Below are 21,009 nucleotides of genomic sequence, written 5' to 3'. Positions count from 1 at the left end.
GGACCGGCTGACCTGACTACTTCTTGGTGAGGTTCAGATCGAGCGTGTTGCCGTCACTCTTGGCGAACGCGCTGATCCAATCGTTGAGCTGACCACAGTTCTGCAGTGCGGACAGCGAGTAGGTACCGGTCAGCTTCCCGCCCTTGAGCAGGTCGAAGTCCGGGGCCGTCTTCATCTCGCTGGTCGAGGGGCTGACCGTGCCGCACTTCGGGTCGCTGCTGATCGGAATCCCGAAGACCTGCACCGAGGGCAGGAACACGTTGAACTTGATGTGTGCCTTGAACCCGGTGCCCTCGAGCTCACCGGTCTGCTGACCGACCTGCTCGACCTTGATGTCCGAGCCGCCCTGGATGAACCCGAACAGCTTGAAGTCGGTGTGCGACGGGTCGAGCTTCAGGTCACCGGTGAAGGTCTTCTTCGCGAGGTCCACGTCCGCGTCGAAGCCACCACCGATCGGCGCGGTGCTGCCGAGCGCCTTCAGCGCGGTCTGGCCCTTGATGCCGAAGGAGTACTTCAGCCCGCCCCCACCGGGAGTGCTGGTCGGCGGCGTCGTCGGCGGAGTGGTCGGCGGCGTCGTCGGGGGCGTGGTGGGCGGGGTGGTCGGCGGGGTGGTGGGAGGCGTGGTCCCGCCGCCGTCACCGATGGTGACCGTGGCCAGCGTGTTGTTCTGGCCTGGATCCTGCGTGCACGGCGCGTCGATGTTGCCGTCCGGCGTGATGCCGGTGACCGAGCCGTCGGCCTTGCGCGGCGTGACCTTCAGCTCCAGGTCGCCCACGGTGATCTTGGCCTCGCCGGGCTGGGTGAAGGTGAGCGACGGGGTCTTGCCGCTGGCGTCGAGCGTCATCTCACCCGAGGGCGGGATGTTTGCCTTCGGCACGTCGATCGGCACCTTGACCGGCAGGTTCAGGCTCGGCGCCGCGACCGCCGCACTCGCGATCGCCTGTCCCTCCAGGGTCGCCGCCCCGATCAGGTTGAGCCCGCTGACGGTGTCCGCGTTGATCGTGGCCTTCGCCTTGATGTCGAACGCTCCGGTCGGCTGCCCGGTCTTGACCGTCTTCGGCAGATCGGAGTTGATCACCACCTTCATCGCCTGGGAACCCACCAGGGGGTAGGTGCAGTGGTAGTTCAGGGTGAGCGAGACGGGGTCGGCGGCACTGGTCTGTGCCCCGACCACGAGTGCCGTGGCGACAAGCCCCGCGGCACCGGCAGCGGCGGCGGCGACCGCCCTCTTTGTTCCTCTTCGGTGACTCACAATCGTCCTTCCGTGGTATCAACGATGATACGAAACGGCGTATAATTCCCCATGTCGCCTGTAAACCAGACCCCGGGGAATTTTCCGGGTAGCGACGATGTCTGACGGATCGCAACCGAACAGTAAACTAACGACGGCACCTGGCGCCGATCAAGAGCTTCCCCGGAAAACTTGGTGCCCCTGCGGTAAATTGTCATCCGGGAACGTCGCCCAGCGAGGGTTCCTAGCAGGGGCAGGCGAGTTTTCCCAGCACAGCGCTCTCTGGAACGCTCACGAGAACCGCTGACGCGCGTAACAAAAACCCCCGGCGGAATTAGCTCGCGCATGCCAATCATCATTTCCGTGCTCTCATCGTGCACCGCTGCGCTTGCCCGGCGGAAGCCTTCGTGAGTAACCTCGCAGTTCGCACCCGTCGGTCACCGGCGACCGGCGCAGAATGCGCTGCCCGGCCGTGCGCCCCGCCGACTCCCTCCCTTCGCGAATTCGACGAGGACATCATGAAAAGAATGCGCCGCACGGCGTCGAGAATCGCGTTCGCCCCCGCGTCCGCCGTGGCCGTCGCGGTCCTGCTGACCGCCTGCGGGGCGTCGAAGGCCGCCGACGCGGGCCACCACGCCGATCCCGCCGCGCTCGCCTGGGCCGACAAGGTGTGCACCGGCGTGGCGGCGGGCTCGGCGAAGCTGTCCCAGCCACCCGCCCTCGACCCCGGCAACCCGCAGCGGTCCAAGGACGCGATGGTGGGGTTCCTGACCTCGCTCACCGCCGCGCTGGACGACATGGCCGGCGGCATCCGCGCCGCCGGTGTCCCGCCCGTCCCGGATGGACAGTCCGCGGTGGACAAGGCCACCACGACCCTCGGCGAAACCCGGTCGAAGGTGGCCGACACCAAGGCGAAGATGCAGGACGCGAAGGTCACCGACCAGGCGAGCCTGCAGAAGGTGATCGGCGAGGCCGACGGCACCATGAGCAAGCTGAGCGAGCCGGAGGGCCCGATCAAGGACCTCAAGGCCAACCCCGAACTGAACCTCGCCTTCGCCGAGTCCCCGACCTGCAAACGGGTCTACGGCAACGCCTGACCCGTCCCGTCCCCTTCCTGGAGGCCCGGCCGTGATCTCCTTCCCCCGTCCGTCCCGCAAGGCCCTCGCCGCCGTGCTGGCCGTCGTCCTCGCCACCGGTCTGGCGGCCCTGCTCGGCGCGACCCCGGCGAGTTCGGCCGTCCCGTCCGGCACGGCCGGGACCGGTCCGTTCGACGACACGTTCTACACCCCGCCCTCGCCGTTGCCCGCGGGCAAGCCAGGCGACGTCATCCGCTGGCGTGCCTCGAAAGCCGGGCCACGCAAGGATTCCGTCAACGCGTGGCAGGTGATGTACCTGTCCACCGACGCGCTCGGCAAGCCGGACGCGGTGACCGGGACGGTACTGGTGCCGAAGAACGCCGACCCGGCCTCCGCGCCGATCGTCGCCTTCGCGCCCGGCACACACGGGCCCGCGTTCAGCTGCACGCCGTCGTCGATGATCGACATCGGGGCGTTCTACGAGCAGCCCGGCCTCGACGACCTGCTCGACGCCGGATACGCCGTCGCCGTCACCGACTACGAGGGCTACCACCAGGATCCGAAGACGACGTACGTGGTCGGCAAGTCCGAAGGCCCCGCCGTCATCGACTCGGTCCGCGCGGCACAACGGCTGTCCGAAACGAAACTCTCCCCCAGCGCCAAGGTCCTCTTCCGCGGCTACTCCCAGGGTGGCGGCGCGGCGGCATGGGCCGGTCAGCTCCAGCCGTCCTACGCGCCGGAGCTGAACCTCGTCGGAGTCGCCGCCGGCGGGGTGCCCGCCGACCTCGTCCAGGTGACCCTGCAGCTGGACGGGAAGTTCGGCTTCGGGGTGATGGCCTACGCGCTCGTCGGCCTCGACAACGCCTACCCCGAGCTGAAACTCGACTCGTTCCTCAGCGACAACGGGCGCGCCAAGCTCAAGGAGATGCAGCAGAGCGCCTGCACGTTCGAGCTGCTCACGACGTACGCGAACCAGAAGATCGCCGACTACACCACCAGCGCGGGCTACGTGAAGCCGGAATGGGTGGCGCGGCTCAACGAGAACAAGCTCGGCGGCATGCCGATCAAGGCCCCGCTGTTCCTCTACCACGCCACGCAGGACCAGCTCGTCCAGTTCGGCCAGGGCGACGCGCTGCACAAGGCCTACTGCGCGGCCGGGGTCAAGGAAACCTGGAAGACCTACGAAAGCGACCACATCACCACGATCTACACCGGCAACGCCGACGTGCTCGCCTTCCTCAAGGACCGGGTCGCGGGCACGCCTGCGACCTCGAACTGCTGAGCCCGCGGTGCCGAGACCCGCATCCGTGTCCTCTGTGGACACATTGTCGTCCACAGAGGACACCGCGGAGCGCGGGACGCGCCTGCCCGGCGGTGGCGAGACCGGGAAGCTTCGGGAGCTTCTCCGGTTCGCCACCGTCGGGCTGGCCGCGTTCGGTGTCACACTCGGGGTGAACTACGGCCTGAAACTCACCGTCCTGCAAGCGAAACCGGTGACCGCGCTGGCCATCGCGACCGTGGTGGCCACGGCGTTCGCCTACCTGCTGTCGCGCCGCTGGGCGTTCCACACCCGCGGTGGCAGGCGACGGGCGCACGAGGCCGTGCTGTTCTTCACGGTCAACGCGATCGCCGTGACGCTCAATCTGTGCCCACCACTGATCTCCCGGTACGTCCTGCGGCTGGAAGTGCCCGAGGTGAGCTTCACCGCGCAGGAGATCGCCGACTTCGTCAGCGGCATGCTGCTGGGCACCGCGGCCGGTTCGGCGTTCCGGTGGTGGGGCTACCGGCGCTGGGTCTTCCCGGTCGCGGGCGCCCGTCAGCCGGTGGTGCGCAAGCGTTCCGCGCGCAACGCGAGCTCGATCCGCAGCCGCTGATCCGGATCGTCCAGCCGGTCCCCGAACAGCTCGCCGAGCCGCCGGAGCCGGGCCCGCACCGTCTGCGGGTGCACGGCGAGCTGCCGGGCGATCTCGGGCGCGCTCCGCCGCGTCTGCACCAGGATCAGCAGCGTCGTGGCGAGTTCCTGGCGCTGCCGAGGCGGGAGCCCGGCGAACGGCGCCAGCACCTCCTCGACCAGTTGCTCCAGGAGGAACTCGTCCGCGAGCAGCAGCAGGGTGGTGAGGTGCTCGCCGCACCACAGCACCGGCCCGACGACGGTGATCAGTCCGCGCGCGGCCAGCTCCCCCGCGTGGCGGGCGATCCGGAACGATTCGGCGGCCCGCGAGAGCGGCACCGGCGGGCCCACCGCGGCCGACCAGCCCGCGGGCAGTTCCCGCAGCCCGCTCAGCTCGGCCTCGGGACAACCGGCCAGCGCGCCCGGCCGCTCGCCCGCGAGATCGGCGGGCGCCGTCGCCGGCAGCAGCCCCGCCGGCAACGCGGGAGCGCCGGGTGCGGCGCGGAACACGACGGCGGTGATCCTCTCCGGTGGCCGCCAGCCGATCGCGGTGGCCAGCGCGTCGACGTCGGCCCGCGCGTAGGCTGCTTCACCGGTCAGCAGCCGGAAGAGCCGGGCGCGTTGCTCGACGGGCCCGACAGCGCCGGACTCCGCCGCGTGGTAACCCTCGGTCAGCGCCATCGTCGCCTCGACGACATCGCCGAACAGCCCTTCCGCGGCGCCGTAGAGCACCTCACCGGACAGGCCGAGCTGACGGCCGGCGTCCGCGATCGAACGCCACAGCACCCGGCTCGCCACCCGGAACGCGGCCTGCGCCGCCTCCTTGCTCAGGCCCTGTTCGAAGGCGGCCCTGCCCTGCTCGCGGAACTCGGCGAGCGAGTCGTGCTGCAGCAGTTCCGGGACCCCGACCCGGTCGATGGCCCGTTCGATGCCACGCCGGGTGAGCTCGACGGCGCCCGCGCGCAGCGTGCTGTCGCCGAACACCTCGGCGCATTCGCCGATTTCGGCCACGACGTCCTCGACGCACCGGCGGGCTATCGCCGGGATGCGGGGCCGGATGACGTCGCCGAGTTCCCTCGGCAACCGCGCCCACAACGAACCCACGGGCCGCGCGCTCACGTGATCGCCCCGGGCCAGGAAAGTATGCCGACGATTTCGGGCCCCAATTCCTTCTCGCCTCGGCGCCGCGGGGCGCCTCGAATGCACGGAGCGTAGAACCGATCGCTCGTCCGTGTCAAAATCCGGTGCGACACAACGTCCGTATGTCACACATGAGTGCCGTCCGCGGATTTCGCAGACAATTGTTCGTCACGTTCCGGATGCGCTCGCCCGCGTCATCGAGTAGAAACACTCCTGGACCGGTTCCGGTGGTCCGATGCGCTCGAGCAATGAAGCTCGCGTCCCCCTTCGGCGAAATCACAGGTGGTCTTCGTGGTCGAGTACCGCAGCTTCCGCATGCTGGCGGCATTGCCGCGCCGGCTCGGCGACGAACTGCGGCCGCACACCGGCCACGCGGCGGCCGCGATGATCCAGGAGATCCAGCGTGCGGTCCCGGCGTTCTCGATGCCGTTGCGGGGCGTCTTCGGCCGTGTCGTGGTCGTCGCCGTCGAGCGCGCGGTGCAGCATTACGTCGACTGCATCGGCAACCCGGACATCTCCCACGACGGCTGGATCGCGTTCTACCGTGCACGGGGGCGGCAGGAGTTCGAGGAGGGCCGCGATCTCGATCCCCTGCAGGACAGCGCGACGATCGGCGCCCGCGCCGCGTGGCGCGCGATGCAGCCCGTCGTGCGCGGGCTCGACGTCCCGCCCGAGATCGTCGCGCTCTCCGCCGAAGCCGTCTTCAGCTACGTCGACGAGCTGTGCGCCACGGCGGCCGAGGGCTATCTGGCCGCCAAGTCCGAGGCCGCGGGCGCCGTCCCGATCCGCCGCCGCAGGCTGCTGACGTTGATCGCGCGCGCACCGGAAACCTCCGCGAGCAGCATCACGAGCCTGGCGGCCGGGGCGGACTGGCGGCTCCCGGAGACCGCGGCCATGGTCGCGCTCGAACGGGCTCCCGGCGCACCCGCGTTCCCCGCGCACCTGCTGGGCGAGGCCGTCCTGCTCGACCTCGACGACACCGAGCCGTACCTGCTCACCGCCGATCCCGACGCCGATCTCGCCCCGCTGGAAGGCGCGATGACCGGGTGGCGGGCGGCTGTCTCCCCCGTCGTCCCGCTGGCGGACGCGCCCGCCGCGCTGCACACCGCCCGCCGCGCGCTGCGGTTGTCCGGCGAAGACGTGCCGGGCCCGATCGTCTGGTGCCGGGACCACCTCGCGTCGTTGTGGCTGCTCGCCGAGGACTTCCTGGGCGCCGAACTGGCCAAGCAGAGCCTCGACCCGTTCGCCTCGCTCAGTGAAAAACAACGGGACCGGCTCAGCGAAACCCTGCTGGCCTGGCTGGAAACCCGTAGCGGAGCACCCGAGGTCGCCCAGCGCCTCGGCGTGCACCCGCAGACCGTGCGCAACCGTCTCCGGCAGCTGGAGCGGCTGTTCGGCGACCGGCTCAAGGACGCCGACGACCGGCTGGGCATGCAGCTCGCCCTGCGTGCCCAGCGGCTCATGCGCGCACACCGTCGCGACGAGGGGGAACCGGGGAGCTGACCGCTTCGGGCTCCCGGGCAGGCCGCCCACTGCGTTGCGCGGGCACCTGGACCGTCGGCAGCACCCGTCGCCAGCCCCGGCCCCGGCGACGGCCGCGCGAGCGCGGGTAGTCGGGCCCGAAATGGAAACTCGCCCGGCAGGCCATCAGCCCGCGGCCGTCGTTCCGGCACGGCGCGTCGTCGCATCCATGCGTCTCTCCCGTACTGCCGGGGTGATGACGAACAGTTTCCTGAATACCGGGACGGCCGGAAATTGTCGATACACAATTGTTTGGCAGTGCCCGAATCTAGCATCCGCGTGCGGTCGCGGCGAAGCGTTGTTGTCACGCCGATCGCAACCGATTCGGCCTGCCCGCGGCAGGCTCCCGGAACAGGGCTTCCTTACGTTATTTTCACCCGGAGCGGAAAGGCGGCACATGGCACTCGACGTACACACCGTGACCCTGCACGGTCAGGAAATCCGGCTGCGGGAATACGTCCCGCCCCACCCCGCGGAGTCCCCGGACGACGACGTCCTGGTGCTGCTGCACGGCATTTCGGGCAGTGGCGAGACGTGGCTTCCCCTGCTGGAGCAGTTCGAACGGACCGGGTTCGGCCACCGCGTCCTCGTCCCCGACCTGCCGGGGCACGGCGATTCCGGCGCGCCGCGGGCCGACTACGGCCTCGGCGCGCTCGCGAGCGTGGTCCGGGACCTCCTCGCGATCACCGGGCACCGGCACACCACGATCGCCGGGCACTCGCTCGGCGGCGGGATCGCGATGCAGTTCGCCTACCAGTTCCCCGAGATGTGCTCCCGGCTGGTCCTCGTGGGCAGCGCCGGCCTCGGCCCGCAGGTGACCCCGGTCCTGCGCGCGACCGCGTTGCCCGGGGCCCGCGCGACACTCACCGTGACCGTCAACCGGGTCACGGTGGCCGTCGCGCGTGCCTTCGCCGCGGCCGGCCGCAAGCTCGGTGGCCGCCTCTCACCGGAGGCCAGGGAACTGACCCGGCATCTGTCCTCGCTGGCCGACCCTGGCCGCAGGCGCGCCTTCCTGTTCATCGCCCGTAGCCTCATCGACCTGCGGGGCCAGCGGGCGAGCGCGGTCGACAAGCTGTACCTCGCCGAGCAGGTGCCGACGCTCCTGGTGTGGGGCACGCGCGACCCGCTCATCCCGCTCGAGCACGCCAGAAGGACGGTCGCGGTGCTGCCGGACAGCCGCTTGACGGTGTTCGAAAATGCGAAACACTTTCCACATGTGGCCGATCCCGCCCGGTTCGGCCTGACGCTGGAGCGCTTCCTCGCCGAGACCACGCCCGCCCGGTTGAAGCTGGAGGAGGTCGTGGCCGTCCTCGTCGCCGCGAACCGCGTCGCACCCCTGGAAACGGCCCCGGAAAAGTTGTCACCCGGGCATCATCCTCAGCGCCGCTAAATGTCACTCGCCACTGCTTCGAGCCACCCGTTCGGGTGTAGTCCGGACGGGTTACCTCAGCGGCTCCCGGAAGTCGTTGACAGTTCTCCTGGCCGGATTTTATGTTGCCTGAGCCACAAAATCTGGATCGGCTTCACCGTTGAAGAGGCTGATTTTGTTGCCAGCAAGGATAAAAACATGACCGACTTGGACACCGGGTTCTCGCGGCACGATCTGCGTACGGCACGGCCGGACCCGGACGTGCGGTACCCCGTCCCACCGCACCGGCCCGCTTCAGGACCCAGCACGCGGCCACGTGCCTTCACCCCGGCCCCGCGAACCCCTGTGGAGACCCGATCCGTGCGCAGCACCGGTGCGAATGGACTGTGGGCGTCCCTGCCGAGGGAACTGGGCGAGAAGTTCCGGCCACGGGTCGACCCGATGGCACGGGCCATCCTGCAGGAGGTGCAGCGAGCGGTACCCGAATACGCGCAGCCACTGGAGGGCGCGTTCGGCCAGATCATCACGCAGGGTATCCGTCAGGCGATCCTGCACTGCCTCGACAGCATCGGCGTCGGCACGGTCGCGCTCGACACATGGACCACCGTCTTCCGCAATCTCGGCAAGGTCGAGTTCAACGAGGGCCGCAGCCTCGACTGCCTGCAGACGGCCTACCGCGTCGGCGGCCGGGTCGCCTGGCGGCACGTCTCGGAGTTCGGCCAGGCGATCGGCAGCGACGCGGACACGCTGTGCACCGCGGCGGAGGCCATTTTCGCTTACGTGGACGAGATTTCCGCCCTCTCCATCGAGGGCTACACGGCCGCGCAGGCACGGGCCGCGGGCACCAGGGCACGGCGGCGGCGCCGGCTGCTCGAACTCCTGCTCGCCGATCCGCCGTCCTCCCCGCAGTCGATCGCGGCGCAGGCCGCGAACGCGCAGTGGGCGACGCCCGCCGAGGTCACCGTGGTCGCGCTGGAACGGCGGCAGGGGCCGCACGGCCCGGCCGCCCCCGACCTGCACGACGACGTCCTGGTCGATCTCGAAGGCGCCGAACCCTGCCTGGTCACCGGCGACCCCGGGGAGCACCTGAAGGACCTCGCCGAACGGCTGCCCGGCTGGCGTGCGGTGATCGGGCCCGCCGTCCGGCTCACCGACGCGCCGCGGTCGCTGCTGTGGGCCCGCCGCACGCTGCGGCTGGTCCAGCGCGGCGTCCTCCCGGACGTCCCGATCACGCGCTGCAGCGACCACCTGTCCACGCTGTGGCTGCTCGCCGACGAGTTCCTGGTCCGTGAGCTGTGTGCCCGCAGCCTCGCGCCGTTCGACGACCTCACCCCGAAACAGCGCGCCCGGCTCGGCGAGACACTGCTGATCTGGCTCCAGTCACGGGGCAGCGCGCCCGAGATCGCGAAGAAGCTCAAGGTCCACCCGCAGACCGTCCGGTACCGCATGCACCAGCTGATCGACCTGTTCGGCGACCGGCTGAACAACGCGGACGACCGGCTCGACATGGAAATCGCGCTGCGTGCGGAGGCCCTGCTCGCCACGGACTGAAGAAAGCGCTCGCACCGTGGGCGCCGCGCAGCACACTCCCCTACCGCACTCACTCACGACACTCACTCACAACGAGGTGATGAGGTGACCCGACCGCAGGGTGGCCGCGGCGGCGTCGAGGCGACGTTCGGCCCCCTGCTCGGGCCCGCCCGCAACGCCGGGGACGGCACGCGCCTCGTCCAGCTGTGGGCACTGCTGCCGCGCGAGCTGGCGGCGGTGTTCCGGCCGGGCCTGCCCGACGTGGCCGGCGAGGTGGTCCGCGAAATCCAGCGGACCATCCCGGACTACGCGCGCCCGCTGGACGGCGCGTTCGGGAAGGCGCTGAAAACCGGCGTCCAGGCGGCGTTCCTGCAGTTCCTCGACCGGATCGGGAAGCCGGACACGCCCGCCGAGGACCGCAGGCAGGTGTTCGTCAAGCTGGGCGTGCACGAATACACCCAGGGCCGCAACGTCGATGTCCTCCAGGCCGCGTACCGGGTCGGCGCCAGGGTGACATGGCGGCGGATGGCCGAGACAGGGACCCGCGCCGGTGTGCCGTCGGCGACGCTGTGCCTGCTCGCGGAGGCCATCTTCGCCTACATCGACGAGCTGTCCGCGCTGTCCGTCGCCGGCCACGCGGAGGCGCGGGAGAAGGCCGCGGGCGCACTCGAACGCCGTCGTCATCGGCTGATGGAACTCCTGCTCACCGAGCCACCGTCACCGCCGGGCATGGTCACCGAGGCCGCCGAACTGGCCCGGTGGCGGCTGCCGGACCGGCTGGTCGCCGTCGCACTCGACCAGCCCGGCGACGAACCGCCCGCGGCCGCCGCGGACGCGCTGGCCGACCTCGAAAGCAGCGCGCCGTGCCTGGTGCTCCCGGCGCCGGAGGACCGGGAGCAGCTGGCCGGCGGCCTCACCGGCTGGCGGGCCGCGATCGGTCCCGCCGTTCCCCCCGTCCTCGCCGCGCGCTCCCTGCGTGCCGCGCGGGAAGCGCTCCGCCTCGTCGACGCCGGGGTCCTCGACGACGAACCGGTGACATGGTGCGACGCGCATCTTTCGCGGCTGTGGTTGTTCAAGGAACCGTTCCTCGCCGCGGAACTTTCCCGGCGACGGCTCGGCCCGCTCGCCGGGCTGACGGAGAAGCAGTACACCCGCCTCGCCGGTACTTTGCTGGCCTGGCTGGAAACGTGCGGCAACGTCCGCGAGGTCGCCGACCGGCTGGCCGTGCATCCGCAGACCGTCCGCTCCCGCGCGCAGGAACTGGAAGCGCTGTTCGCCGACCGCCTCCACGATCCGGAGCACCGCTTCGAAATGATCCTCGCCCTGCGCACCACCCCCTGACCGCGTGATTCCCGGCGGAGCCGGGATGGTGTCGCGAACGACGCGTTCGAGACGCTCATCGTCCCCAACGGAGCGTTCGCGACAAAGCAGCGGAGAGGCGGCGCCTGCACCAGCCCACCACTCGCTCCCCACACACGAGATCTCCGTTGAATCACGCGAGATCTCCACTCGATCACGCGAGAACTCCGTTACCACACAACGATTTACCGCCAGAATAGTCCTCTATGGACAGTCGCCAACAGGTTCACCGATACGAGTGATGCCATCGCACAGGTGTTCGGCGTAGCGTCGAAGACATGATCAGTCCGAGCACCACCCCGTCCCCGCCCGACATCGCCGATGTCGCGGCAGCACTGTCCACCTACTGGATTCTCGAGGAGGAGATCGCCAAGGTACAAGCACGGCAGCTGCGCGCGCTGGAGGTGTATTCCCGGAGAGCCACATCGCGAAGAGCCGCCACCGCGGAGGTCGCGCGCACGCTGTCGCTGACGACAGCGGAGGCCGAGCGGAGGATCGCCCTCGCCCAAACCCTGGTGCGACGGCTGCCGGGCACGCTCGCCGCGATGGAACGCGGCGAGATCACCGAACACCAGGCCGCCGAGATCGCCGAAGCCATCACCCGTGCGGGAGGCCCGTCATGAGCGGGAGAGACGTGAGGTCAGCCGCCCAGCTGCGGCGTCCTGGGTTCCCCCGGAGACCACGCGAGACGGGCGGCGTGCCGGACGTCGCGGCGCCACGCGACCTCGTCATCACCCGTATCCGCCCGCAGCTCGCACACCAGAGCGTCCACATCGGACTGGGGGTCCAGATCGACGAGGCCGACATGGAGACCGGGGTGTTCCAGCACGAGAACGCGAACGAGCCCCCGCAGGAAATCGAGCCCGGGTTCCTCCGCGCCGAGGTCGGTGACGGAGCGGGTCACGACGTAGAGCCGGGTACCGCGCGCCTGGCCCGTCTTCCTGATCAGATCGGTCACCGCGTGCATCAGCTCGCGGGCGTCGTCGGCGTCGCGGTAGGCGCCCGGCGGCCCGACCAGCAGCACGATCCCCCACACCGGGCGGGCGTCGGCGGCACGTTCGGCGAGCAGCCCCGGCAGTTCGGCGACGTCGTCCTTCGGCAGCGACAGCGCCTCGTCGCCGGTCGCGTCCAGGGCGATGGCCAGGGTGATGAGCCGTGCCAGGCTCAACGGATGCTCGTCGGTCAGCAGCAGCCACGACCTCGGCGCGGCCAGCGGTGCGTCCGGCAGGGGCACCTCCGGCCAGCACGTCTCGAAGGACCCCGGGACGGGCGTTCCCGCGAGCGCTGCCCGGCCGAGCCGGTCCAGCTGCTCGGCGAGCCCGTGCTCGTCACCGTCCTCCGGCCGGTCGGCGTCCATTGCCCTCGCCCCCTGTCCGGTCATGCCGCGGCCAGTGCGGTGACCCGCCACCGGCCTCCGCTCCGCTCCGCGGTGACGCTCAGCTGCGCGGCACCGGTACTGCGCTGACCGTCCCCGCGGACACCGGTCTGGTCGAGGAATACCAGCAGCGAGGCGCGATCCCCGTCGAGCAGCTTCACCCCGGAGGTCACCGCCGCAGAGGTGACCACCAGCTTCTGCTCGGCGGCGAGCTTGCGGACCTGGGCGAACAGCTGGTCGTACTGCGCCAGCGCGGGCCCGGTCAGCACCTCCTTCGCGGCCTGCTCGCTCTTGCCGGGATCGTCGTAGCGATACGAGAAGATCGTGGCCAGTGCCTTGCCGACCTGGTCGTTCACCTCGGCGGTAGCGGCGACGTCGGCCAGCGCGGTGTTGTGGGAGACCACCGCCGTGGCGTCCCGCGCCTCGATCGCGAACCAGCCCGCGAGCGCGGCCATGACCACCGCCACCGCCCCGCACACGAGCGGCCATCGCCGACGCCGGACAGGTTCTGGCACCGAGTCGGGCGCCGATTCCGGTTCAGCGGCCGACTCCGCCTCGGCGAGGGGTTCCGCCTCGGACACGGCATCGTCGGGAACACCCTCGAGTTCCGTATCCGGCGCGTCCTCGGGTTCCGGTCCGGCGTGCGCGAGTGTCCGGCGGGCACTCCCCGCCACCTTCACCGCGCGCCTGCCCGGCTTCACGGCTCGTTTCGTGTGCATTCCCGTCCTCCGCGTCACGACTTGCCGACGTCAGACACCGGGACCTGGCCGAGCGCGGTGACCCGCCAGCCGTCCGGGGTTCGGTTCAGTTCGGCCTGGAACCGGTTGTGCTTGGTCACGGCGTCGCCGCCGTCGGGCCGCACCTGCAGTTCGACCGAGGCGATCACCTTGGCGGTGCCGGCGCCACTGTCCACTTCGGTCACCGCGGCGTCGGCCACCCGGCCGGTGGTCACGGTCTTCGCCTGGGCGATCCGGTCGAGACTGCCCTGTCTGTCCTGGGCCAGTTCGTCGTGCAGCGCGCCACCGGAGAGGTCCAGCCAGTGCTGGTAGCCCTGCGCGGCCTGCCGGTAGTCCAAAGTGGTCAGTGCGGCCACCGCCTGCCTGCCCGCGGCCAGCGCGTCCTCGCGCACGTTCGCCCGCGCGACACCGTCGTCGTGCCCGGCGTGCCACCAGGCGTAACCGAACCACGCGGCCAGCAGCGTCGCGAGCACCGCGGCCCCTGGCGCGAGCCAGCGTACGATCCGTGTCATCGCCTTCACTCCCTTCACCGGCCGCCGACCGGCGCGTTCTGCGAGCCGCGCACGTTCGTCGGATCACCCTTGGGCAGGGCGCATCGTGCAGCGGTGTTGAGCGGCCGCGCCGACGTGTCGAGCCCGTCGCGGTAGCCGGTGCCGTAGCCGGTGACGCACGGCGGCGGGTCGAAGAACGTCAGCGAAAGGCCGATGTGCGCGCCGTCGGGCCCGACGATCGCGTTGCCGGCGGCCACGGCCTTGGGCGCGGTGACGAGCAGTTGCTCGATGCCGTTCTGCCGGGACTCCAGCACATCCGCGGTGCTCAGCAGATTCGCCAGCAGGACACCGAGATTCGGCCCGGCCTCCCGCAGGAGCGTGCTGACCTCGTTCGCCGCCGACGGCACCGCGGGGATGAGCTTCCGCAGGTCACTGTCGGAGTTCTTGAGCGTCTCGGCGAGCAGCTTCGCGTTCGCCCCGAAGCTCCGGATCGCCTCCGCCTGCTGGATCTGGGTGTCGAGCACCGTGTGCGCGTCGGTGACGAACGTCGTCAACGGCGCGACGTGCGCACTCGCCGCCTTGACGAACTCGATGCCCCTGCCCACGAGCTGATCCAGCGCCGGACCGGCGTCCGAGGTCGCGTTGTACAGCTCGTCCACCACGGTGCGCAGCGCCGGCTTCGGCACCGACGCGGCGAAGGAGTCCACACTGGACAGCACGACGTCCACCGGCAGCGGGATCTTCGTGTCGTCCTGGGTGATCACCGATCCGTCGTGCAGCATCAGGCCGTTGCCGCGGCGCGGGCGCAGGTCGACGTACTGCTCGCCGACGGCGGACCGGTCCGCGACCACCGCCTCGGTGTCGGCGGGGACCTGCGGGGTGCCCGGGTCGATGTTCAGGTCCACCTCCATCCCGGAGGCGATCAGCCGCAGGTCTCCGACGCGCCCGATCGGCACGCCGCGGTAGGTGACCTCGGCGTTGGTGAAGATGCCGCCACCACTGGTGAACCGCGCCTTGACGGTGTAGCCGCGGTCGAGTACCAGCTTGTCGAGCCCGGCGTAGGTCGCCCCGACGTAGGCGATACCGAGCACGGCGATGATGACGAACACCACCACCTGCGCCCGGACGAGCTTGGTCAGCATCAGCGGCCACCCTGTGCCTTGAAGTCGAGGAACCCGTTCAGGTAATCGCCCCGGATGGCGTCGAGCGCGGCGTCCGGGAACGGGTAGGTGAAGATCATCTCCATCGCCTTCGGCAGCTTGTCGCCGGAGTCGGCCAGCCGCCGCAGCATCGGCTCGAGCGCCTTGAGGTCGGCGACGAGGTCGTTCTTGCTGCGGTTGACGGTGTCGACCGCGACCGAGGTGAGGCCGTCCAACGACTTCAGCATCCCGACCAGCGCCTGGCGTTGCTGGTTGAGCACGTCGATGCCCGGCGTCAGCCCGTTGAGCGTCGTCTTGATCTTGTCGGTGTTCGCGTTCAACGTCCCGGCGAGTTTGTTGACGCTCTCGATCGCGCGGGTGATCTCGGACTTGTGCTCGTCGAGGCCACGCACGAAGGTGTCCAAACTGGACAGCAGGCTGCGCGCGGCGGTCTCCTTGCCGCCGAGCGCGTCGTTGAGCTGATGGCTGATGTTCTGGACCTGGGCGACACCACCGCCGTTGAGCAGCAACGAAAGCGCGCCGAAGACCTCTTCGATCTCCGGGGTCAGCGACGAGCGGTCGAGCGGGATGACCGCGCCGTCGACCAGCCGCCCGTGCGGGCTGGCGTCACCCGGCGCGGCGAGTTCGACGAACTTCTCGCCGAGGATGCTCGCCTGCCGCAGCCGCGCGACGGCGTTGGCGGGCAACCGCACGTCGCCGTTGAGCAGCAGGCCCACCACCGCGCTGCGGCCGTCCGGTGCCAGCTCGACCGTCCGCACCTGGCCGACCGGGACGTCGTTGACCTTGACCCCGGACTGCGGCACCAGGTCCAGCACGTTGGTGAAACTGGCCGTGACGTGGATCGGGTGTTCGCCGAGCGTGGCGCCGCCGGGCAGCGGGATGTCGTAGACGTCGACCCCGCCGCTGCAGCCCGTCGCGGCCAGCGCGACCACCAGCACGGCGGCGACCTTCAGCTGCCGTTTCATGCGATCGCCTCGCTCCGCGAGACAGTGTCGAATCCTTTTCGGCGCATGACATCCATGATTCGCTCGCAAGCGTCGCTCATTTCGCCCCCGAGAACTCGGTCAGGTTCCCGCGGCCGTCGATGGTCCCGTCCGCCTGGTTGTACGCGCCGAGCAGGTTCGTCAGCGCGTTCGGCGCGGTGTCGAGCGCTTCGCCCAGCGACGCCTTCTGCTGGGCTAGCACCTTGGTGATCTCGGCCAGTTTGTCCACATCGGACTTGACCTTGCCGCGATTGTCCTTGATGAAGCCCTGCACCACGCCCAGCGCCTGGGTCAGCTCGTTGAGCGCTCCGGAGAACTGGTCCCGCTGGTCGGCGAGGATCTTGCTGAGCGAAGCGACCTGCTGGATCGCCTGTTTCACCTGGCCGTCGTTCGCGGCGAGCATGGCGGTGAACTTGCTGATGTTGTCGACGGAGTTGAACAGGTCGTCCTTGGAATCGCTCGCCGTGCGGGCGAACTCGCCGAGGTTCTTGATCGCCTGCCCCAGCGGCTTGCCGTTGCCGTCCATGTACTTCGCGGCGTTGGTCAGCACGTCGCTCACCGCGCCGTCCTTGTTGGCCCCCTGCGGCCCGAGCGCGGTCATCAGCTGGTGGAGGCTGCCCAGGAGCTGGTCGACCTCCACCGGCGTGGCCGTGCGCGCGGGCGGGATCCGGCCGCCCTCGCCCAGTTCCGGCCCATTCGTGTACACCGGCGTCAGCTGCACGTACCGGTCGGCGACGAGGCTCGGCGTGATCACGACGGCGCCGACATCGGCGGGCAGCTTCACGTCGGGACGCAGCGTCATGGTCACCTCGACGTCGGTGCCCTTCGGCTCGACCTTGGTCACCGAGCCGACCGCGACGCCGAGCACCCGGACGTCGGAGTTCGGGTAGATGCCGACCGCCGCGGTGAAGGACGCGATCAGCGTCCGGTCGGCGGGTTTCGTCACCAGCGGCCACACCGCGGTGACCAGCAGCCCGGCCACGACGACGACGGCGAGCCGCCGCAGCCAGGCTCGGCGGCGGTCCCGCGCGCCGAGATCGACGAGCATGAGATGGCGGGCCATCAGCGTCCCCCGTTCCTCGACGGCATGCAGCTGCCCGGTGTGGCGCCGGTCGGGACGAGCCCGCAGATGTAGGTGTCGATCCAGCGCCCGTTGCCGACCGCGTTGCCCAGCAGCCGGTAGAACGGCCCGGCCAGCCGCAGGCTGTCGTTGAGCTTGTCCTGGTTGCGCTGCAGCACGGTCGCGACGCGGTCGAGCTGGTCCAGCGCGGGCCCGAGCGTCTTCTGGTTGTCCGCCACCAGCCCCTTGAGCTGCACCGCCAGGTTCTTCACCCCGCTGAACAGCTTCGCGATGGCGTCCTTGCGCGCGTTCAGCTCGGTGAGCAGGGTGTTCCCGTTGCGGATGAGCGACTCGATCTGCTGCGAGCGTTCGCCGAGGGTCTTGGACACCTTGTTCGTATTGGCGAACAGCTTCACCAGTTCGTCGTCGCGCGACGCGAGGGTCTTGGACAACGCGGTGATGCCGTCGAAGGCCGTCCGCACGTCCTGGGGTGCCGATGCGCCGAGCGTGCTCGACAACGTCCGGAACGCCTCGGCGAGCTGGTTCGTGTCGATCGCGCCGACGGTGCTGGCGAGGTCGTTGAACACCGCGGTGACGTCATACGGCGCCGACGTGCGCTCTGCCGGGATCGGCTGGTCGGGGTCGAGCTCGGCGTTGCCGACCGGGTCGAGCACGAGATTCTTCTGTCCCAGCAACGTCTTGATCTTGATCGAGGCGGTGGTCCGGTTGCCGATCCAGGTGTCCTTGACCCGGAAGAGCACCTTGACGTGGTCCCCGGCCAGCTGGACGTCGGTGACCTCGCCGACCTTCACCCCGGCCACGCGGACCTCGTCGTTGCTCTTGAGCCCGGCGGCCTCGTGGAACTCCGCCGCATACGTCGTCCCGCCGCCGACGAACGGCAGGTCGTCGGAAAAGAACGTCGCCGAGCCGAGGATCGCCATCAGCAACGCCGTCACGGCGCCGACCGCGATCGGGTTGCGCGCGCGGAAAGGCTTGATACGAGGCGCTTTCATCGGCACCTCCCCTGTGTGACCGGGATCCCGACGGGCGGGCCGCCCGGCGCGGGCGCCGCGTCGGAGCGCACCGAGCACAGGTAGAAGTTGAACCACGAGCCGTAGGACACCAGCGTGCCGATACGGTCGAGCTTCTTCGGCAGGTTCGCGATGAACTGCTCGAACACCGGGGTGTTGTCGGCGAGGTTCTTCGACAGGTCGCCCAGGGTGGTGATGCTGTCCTTGAGCGGCTGGCGACCCTCTTGCAGGAGGTTCGCGGTCGCGGTGCTCAGCTCGCCGAGACCGCCGATGGCCTGCCCGATCGGCTTCGCGTCCCCGGCGAGGCCGGTCACCAGCTGCGCCGTCGTGTCGACGAGCTTGTCGAACTGGTCGCCCTGGGAGTTGAGGGTGTCGAGCACGGTGTTGAGGTTCCCGATCACCTTGCCGATCACCTCGTCCTTGCCCGCCAGCGTGGAGGTCAGCGAGGCGGTGTGCTTGAGCAGGCTGTCGATCGTGGCGCCCTCGCCCTGCAGGACCTGGACGATCTCGAACGACAGCTGGTTGACGTCGTTCGGCGAAAGCGCCTGGAACAGCGGTTTGAACCCGTTGAACAACGCGGTGAGGTCCAGCGCGGGATGGGTGCGCTCGGGCGGGATCAGCGCGTCCTCGGGCAAGGTGGTCGAGGCGTCGGTTCCCCCGGGGTCCACCGCCAGGTACCGCTGCCCGACGAGGTTGCGGTAGCGGATGGTGACCGACGCCGCCGACCAGAGCCGGTGCTTCACATCCACCGAGAACTTGACGTCCGCCAGCCGGTGCTCCACCACCGACACCGAGTCGACCTGGCCGATGCGCACGCCCGACATGCGGACCTCGTCCCCGGGGTTGACCGACGTCGCGTCGGTGAACCTCGCGGTGTAGCCGATCGTCGTGCCCACCCCGGAGTTCGCGATGGTGATCGCCAGGATCCCGGTGGCGACCGCGGTGATCACGAAGAAGATCAGGCCCTTGATGGCCGGGCCCACGACATTCCTCATTGGACGGTCACCTCCGTGCCCCGCAACGCGGGCCCGGCCAGGACGCTGCTCCAGTCCGGCACGTCCCCGGGCCGCATCCCGAGCGACGGCGCCAGGATCTCGGCAACCAGGCCCCGCTCGCCCGCCGAGTTCGCCGGGCCGAGATCACCGTCGGTGGCGAAGGCGGGCGCGGCCGAGGTGCCACCTCCGCCATAACAGCGCGGGCCACCCTTCTGGTTGTAGACCGGGTTGTCCCGGCCGGGCACGTATTTGTCCCTGGGGTCGTGGACCGACAGCTTCACGTGCAGGCCCGGTTCGTTCGTGCCCTTCCCCAATGCCTTCTCCATCACCGGTTTCAGCCGGTTCACCGCGTCGAACATGCACGGGAACTCCGGGGAATACCGCGAAAGCAGCTCCAGCGTCGGCCTGCTCTTGACGCTGACCCCGATGATGTTGTTCTTGTTCTTCACCAGGAACCCGTTCAGGTCGCCGGAAGCGGTGGTGACGCTCGTGTACAGCGCGTCGAGGTCGGCGCGAGTGTCCACAATGGTCTTTGCGGTGGTGGAAAGGTCGGACAGCGCTTGCAGGATGTCCGGCGCCGCGCCGGTGTAGAGGTCCGCGGCGTCGGCGAGGCCGGTGACGTCGGCCTTGAACTGCGGCATCAGCGGATTCACCTTCCCCAGCAGATCGCCCAGCTGGACTATGCTGTCCCCCAACGGTTTCCCGCGGTTGTCCAGCGCCTGCGAGATCGCTCCGAGCGAGCTGTTGAGCTTCTGCGGCTGCACCGCGCGCAGCAGTGGCAGCAGGTCGCCGAGCACCCGCTCCAGCTCGATCGCGTTGGCGGAATGGTCCTGGACGATGACGTCACCGGACCGCAGCGGGCCGCCCGTGGGCTGGTCCGGCAGCACGAGGTTGACGTACCGCTCGCCGAACACCGTCTTCGGCAGCAGCCGCGCGGAAACGTTCCGCGGCAGCTGATCGATCTTCGCGGGGTCGATCGCGAGGTCGATCTCGGCTCCGGCCGCGCTGCTGCGCACCGCCCGCACCTCGCCGAACGGCACGCCCTTGACCTTCACTTCCGCGGGCGGGGCCAGCTGGTTGCCGACCCGGTCGGTCTTGAGCGTGACCAGCTCGACGCGCTCGAAGTCCTTGTTGTAGACCGCGACCGCGAACCAGCCGAGCAGCACCAGGATGACGAGGAAGGCCACCCCGGCGGTCTGGGTCCGGAACCGCCTGCTCATCCGGACACCTTCACCGTCGTGGTGGAACCCCAGATCGCCAGGCTGAGGAACAGGTCCAGCACGCTGATGAGCACGATCGACGTCCGCACCGCGCGGCCGACCGCGACGCCGACCCCGGCGGGACCACCGGAGGCGCGGTAGCCGTAGAAGCAGTGCGTGAGGATGACGCCGACGCTGAACACCAGCACCTTCCCGAACGACCACAGGACGTCACCCGGGGGCAGGAACAGCGTGAAGTAGTGGTCGTAGGTGCCGCCGGACTGGCCGAAGAACACGACCGTGGTCACCCGCGAACCGAGGTAGGAGATCAGCAGGCCGATGACGTACAGCGGGATGATCGCGATGAACCCCGCGACGATCCGGGTGGTGACCAGGTACGGCATGCTGCGCACCGCCATCACCTCGAGCGCGTCGATCTCCTCGGAGATCCGCATCGCGCCCAGCTGCGCGGTGAACCCGGCCCCGACCGTCGCGGACAGCGCGAGCCCCGCCGACAGCGGTGCGATCTCCCTGGTGTTGAAGTACGCGGTCAGGAAGCCGGTCATCGCGGAGATGTTGATCTGGTTCAGCGCGCTGAACCCCTGCAGGCCCACCGTGATCCCGGTGAACACGCACAGGCCGACCATCACGCCGACGGTGCCGCCGATGACCGCGAGCGCGCCGCTGCCGAAGGTGACCTCGGCCAGCAGCCGCACCACCTCACGGAAGTAGCGGGTCACCGCCATCGGGGTGGCGGCGAGCGCGCGGACGTAGAACAGCAGCTGGTCGCCGAGCTCGTAGAGGCTGTTGCCGGGACGTTTGAGCGCGTCTCGGGCGCGTTCGGGAACGCTGGTCACGGAT

20 protein-coding genes are annotated in these 21,009 nt (G+C 69.7%); 8 read left to right on the top strand and 12 right to left on the bottom strand.

Features of this window, described 5'->3' with window-relative positions:
- Window positions 1–16: 16 nt before the first annotated feature.
- Window positions 17–1,252: a DUF6801 domain-containing protein gene (locus tag ACFW0G_RS39175; RefSeq protein WP_378330579.1), complete on the bottom strand. Its 1,236-nt coding sequence runs from the start codon at window positions 1,250–1,252 to the stop codon at window positions 17–19.
- A 497-nt stretch (window positions 1,253–1,749) separates the two neighbouring features.
- Here ACFW0G_RS39175 and ACFW0G_RS39170 point away from each other — a divergent pair, with 497 nt between their 5' ends.
- The 3 genes from ACFW0G_RS39170 to ACFW0G_RS39160 all read left to right on the top strand — a co-directional run bounded on the left by ACFW0G_RS39170 (window position 1,750) and on the right by ACFW0G_RS39160 (window position 4,181).
- Complete coding sequence (locus ACFW0G_RS39170; RefSeq protein WP_378330578.1) at window positions 1,750–2,328, top strand: hypothetical protein; 579 nt, start codon at window positions 1,750–1,752, stop codon at window positions 2,326–2,328.
- Window positions 2,329–2,359: 31 nt separating this feature from the next.
- Entirely contained in the window at window positions 2,360–3,589 is a 1,230-nt protein-coding gene (locus ACFW0G_RS39165; RefSeq protein ID WP_378330577.1) for a lipase family protein, read from the top strand.
- Between the two features lie 82 nt (window positions 3,590–3,671).
- Window positions 3,672–4,181 (top strand): GtrA family protein, encoded by a 510-nt coding sequence (locus ACFW0G_RS39160; protein ID WP_378330582.1) that lies wholly within the window; start codon window positions 3,672–3,674, stop codon window positions 4,179–4,181.
- Here ACFW0G_RS39160 and ACFW0G_RS39155 read toward each other — a convergent pair.
- Window positions 4,124–5,317, bottom strand: coding sequence for a helix-turn-helix domain-containing protein (locus ACFW0G_RS39155; protein WP_378330576.1), 1,194 nt, complete (start codon window positions 5,315–5,317; stop codon window positions 4,124–4,126). The two genes, ACFW0G_RS39160 and ACFW0G_RS39155, sit on opposite strands and share 58 nt — an antisense overlap.
- Before the next feature lie 303 nt (window positions 5,318–5,620).
- Between ACFW0G_RS39155 and ACFW0G_RS39150 the strand changes: the two genes are divergently transcribed.
- From ACFW0G_RS39150 to ACFW0G_RS39130, 5 genes are all read left to right on the top strand, one after another.
- Window positions 5,621–6,841 carry a PucR family transcriptional regulator gene (locus ACFW0G_RS39150; protein WP_378330575.1) on the top strand — a complete coding sequence of 407 codons (1,221 nt, stop codon included), beginning with the start codon at window positions 5,621–5,623 and terminating at the stop codon, window positions 6,839–6,841.
- Between the two features lie 415 nt (window positions 6,842–7,256).
- Complete coding sequence (locus tag ACFW0G_RS39145) at window positions 7,257–8,249, top strand: alpha/beta fold hydrolase (RefSeq protein ID WP_378330574.1); 993 nt, start codon at window positions 7,257–7,259, stop codon at window positions 8,247–8,249.
- Window positions 8,250–8,588: 339 nt separating this feature from the next.
- Window positions 8,589–9,779, top strand: coding sequence for a helix-turn-helix domain-containing protein (locus ACFW0G_RS39140; RefSeq protein WP_378330581.1), 1,191 nt, complete (start codon window positions 8,589–8,591; stop codon window positions 9,777–9,779).
- An 84-nt stretch (window positions 9,780–9,863) separates the two neighbouring features.
- Window positions 9,864–11,099 carry a PucR family transcriptional regulator gene (locus tag ACFW0G_RS39135; RefSeq protein WP_378330573.1) on the top strand — a complete coding sequence of 412 codons (1,236 nt, stop codon included), beginning with the start codon at window positions 9,864–9,866 and terminating at the stop codon, window positions 11,097–11,099.
- 296 nt (window positions 11,100–11,395) lie between these two features.
- Window positions 11,396–11,740 (top strand): DUF222 domain-containing protein, encoded by a 345-nt coding sequence (locus ACFW0G_RS39130; RefSeq protein WP_378330572.1) that lies wholly within the window; start codon window positions 11,396–11,398, stop codon window positions 11,738–11,740.
- A 17-nt stretch (window positions 11,741–11,757) separates the two neighbouring features.
- On the opposite strand, the gene ACFW0G_RS39125 is transcribed toward ACFW0G_RS39130, so the two are convergent.
- The 10 genes from ACFW0G_RS39125 to ACFW0G_RS39080 form a co-directional block, all read right to left on the bottom strand.
- Window positions 11,758–12,498, bottom strand: coding sequence for a hypothetical protein (locus tag ACFW0G_RS39125; RefSeq protein WP_378330571.1), 741 nt, complete (start codon window positions 12,496–12,498; stop codon window positions 11,758–11,760).
- Entirely contained in the window at window positions 12,495–13,211 is a 717-nt protein-coding gene (locus tag ACFW0G_RS39120; RefSeq protein ID WP_378330570.1) for a hypothetical protein, read from the bottom strand. The genes ACFW0G_RS39125 and ACFW0G_RS39120 overlap by 4 nt, the downstream gene beginning before the upstream one ends.
- A gap of 14 nt (window positions 13,212–13,225) precedes the next feature.
- Window positions 13,226–13,741, bottom strand: a complete 516-nt coding sequence (locus tag ACFW0G_RS39115) for a hypothetical protein (protein ID WP_378330569.1) — start codon at window positions 13,739–13,741, stop codon at window positions 13,226–13,228.
- Between the two features lie 14 nt (window positions 13,742–13,755).
- Complete coding sequence (locus ACFW0G_RS39110) at window positions 13,756–14,862, bottom strand: MlaD family protein (protein WP_378330568.1); 1,107 nt, start codon at window positions 14,860–14,862, stop codon at window positions 13,756–13,758.
- On the bottom strand, window positions 14,862–15,845 hold the full coding sequence (locus ACFW0G_RS39105) for an MCE family protein (protein ID WP_378330567.1): 984 nt from the start codon (window positions 15,843–15,845) through the stop codon (window positions 14,862–14,864). The genes ACFW0G_RS39110 and ACFW0G_RS39105 overlap by 1 nt, the downstream gene beginning before the upstream one ends.
- A 76-nt stretch (window positions 15,846–15,921) precedes the next feature.
- Window positions 15,922–16,926, bottom strand: coding sequence for an MCE family protein (locus tag ACFW0G_RS39100; RefSeq protein WP_378330566.1), 1,005 nt, complete (start codon window positions 16,924–16,926; stop codon window positions 15,922–15,924).
- Window positions 16,926–17,936 (bottom strand): MCE family protein, encoded by a 1,011-nt coding sequence (locus tag ACFW0G_RS39095; protein ID WP_378330565.1) that lies wholly within the window; start codon window positions 17,934–17,936, stop codon window positions 16,926–16,928. The genes ACFW0G_RS39100 and ACFW0G_RS39095 overlap by 1 nt, the downstream gene beginning before the upstream one ends.
- Complete coding sequence (locus ACFW0G_RS39090; RefSeq protein ID WP_378330564.1) at window positions 17,933–18,949, bottom strand: MCE family protein; 1,017 nt, start codon at window positions 18,947–18,949, stop codon at window positions 17,933–17,935. The genes ACFW0G_RS39095 and ACFW0G_RS39090 overlap by 4 nt, the downstream gene beginning before the upstream one ends.
- On the bottom strand, window positions 18,946–20,169 hold the full coding sequence (locus tag ACFW0G_RS39085; RefSeq protein WP_378330563.1) for an MCE family protein: 1,224 nt from the start codon (window positions 20,167–20,169) through the stop codon (window positions 18,946–18,948). Before ACFW0G_RS39085 ends, ACFW0G_RS39090 begins: the two co-directional genes overlap by 4 nt.
- Entirely contained in the window at window positions 20,166–21,005 is an 840-nt protein-coding gene (locus ACFW0G_RS39080; RefSeq protein ID WP_378330562.1) for an MlaE family ABC transporter permease, read from the bottom strand. Before ACFW0G_RS39080 ends, ACFW0G_RS39085 begins: the two co-directional genes overlap by 4 nt.
- Window positions 21,006–21,009: the final 4 nt, after the last annotated feature.

Origin of the sequence: Amycolatopsis sp. NPDC058986 (genome assembly GCF_042741125.1) — a bacterium.
Taxonomy (GTDB): Bacteria; Actinomycetota; Actinomycetes; order Mycobacteriales; family Pseudonocardiaceae; genus Amycolatopsis.
The sequence above is the reverse complement of the archived record's forward strand: the minus strand, read 5'-3'. Positions and strand labels throughout refer to the sequence as shown.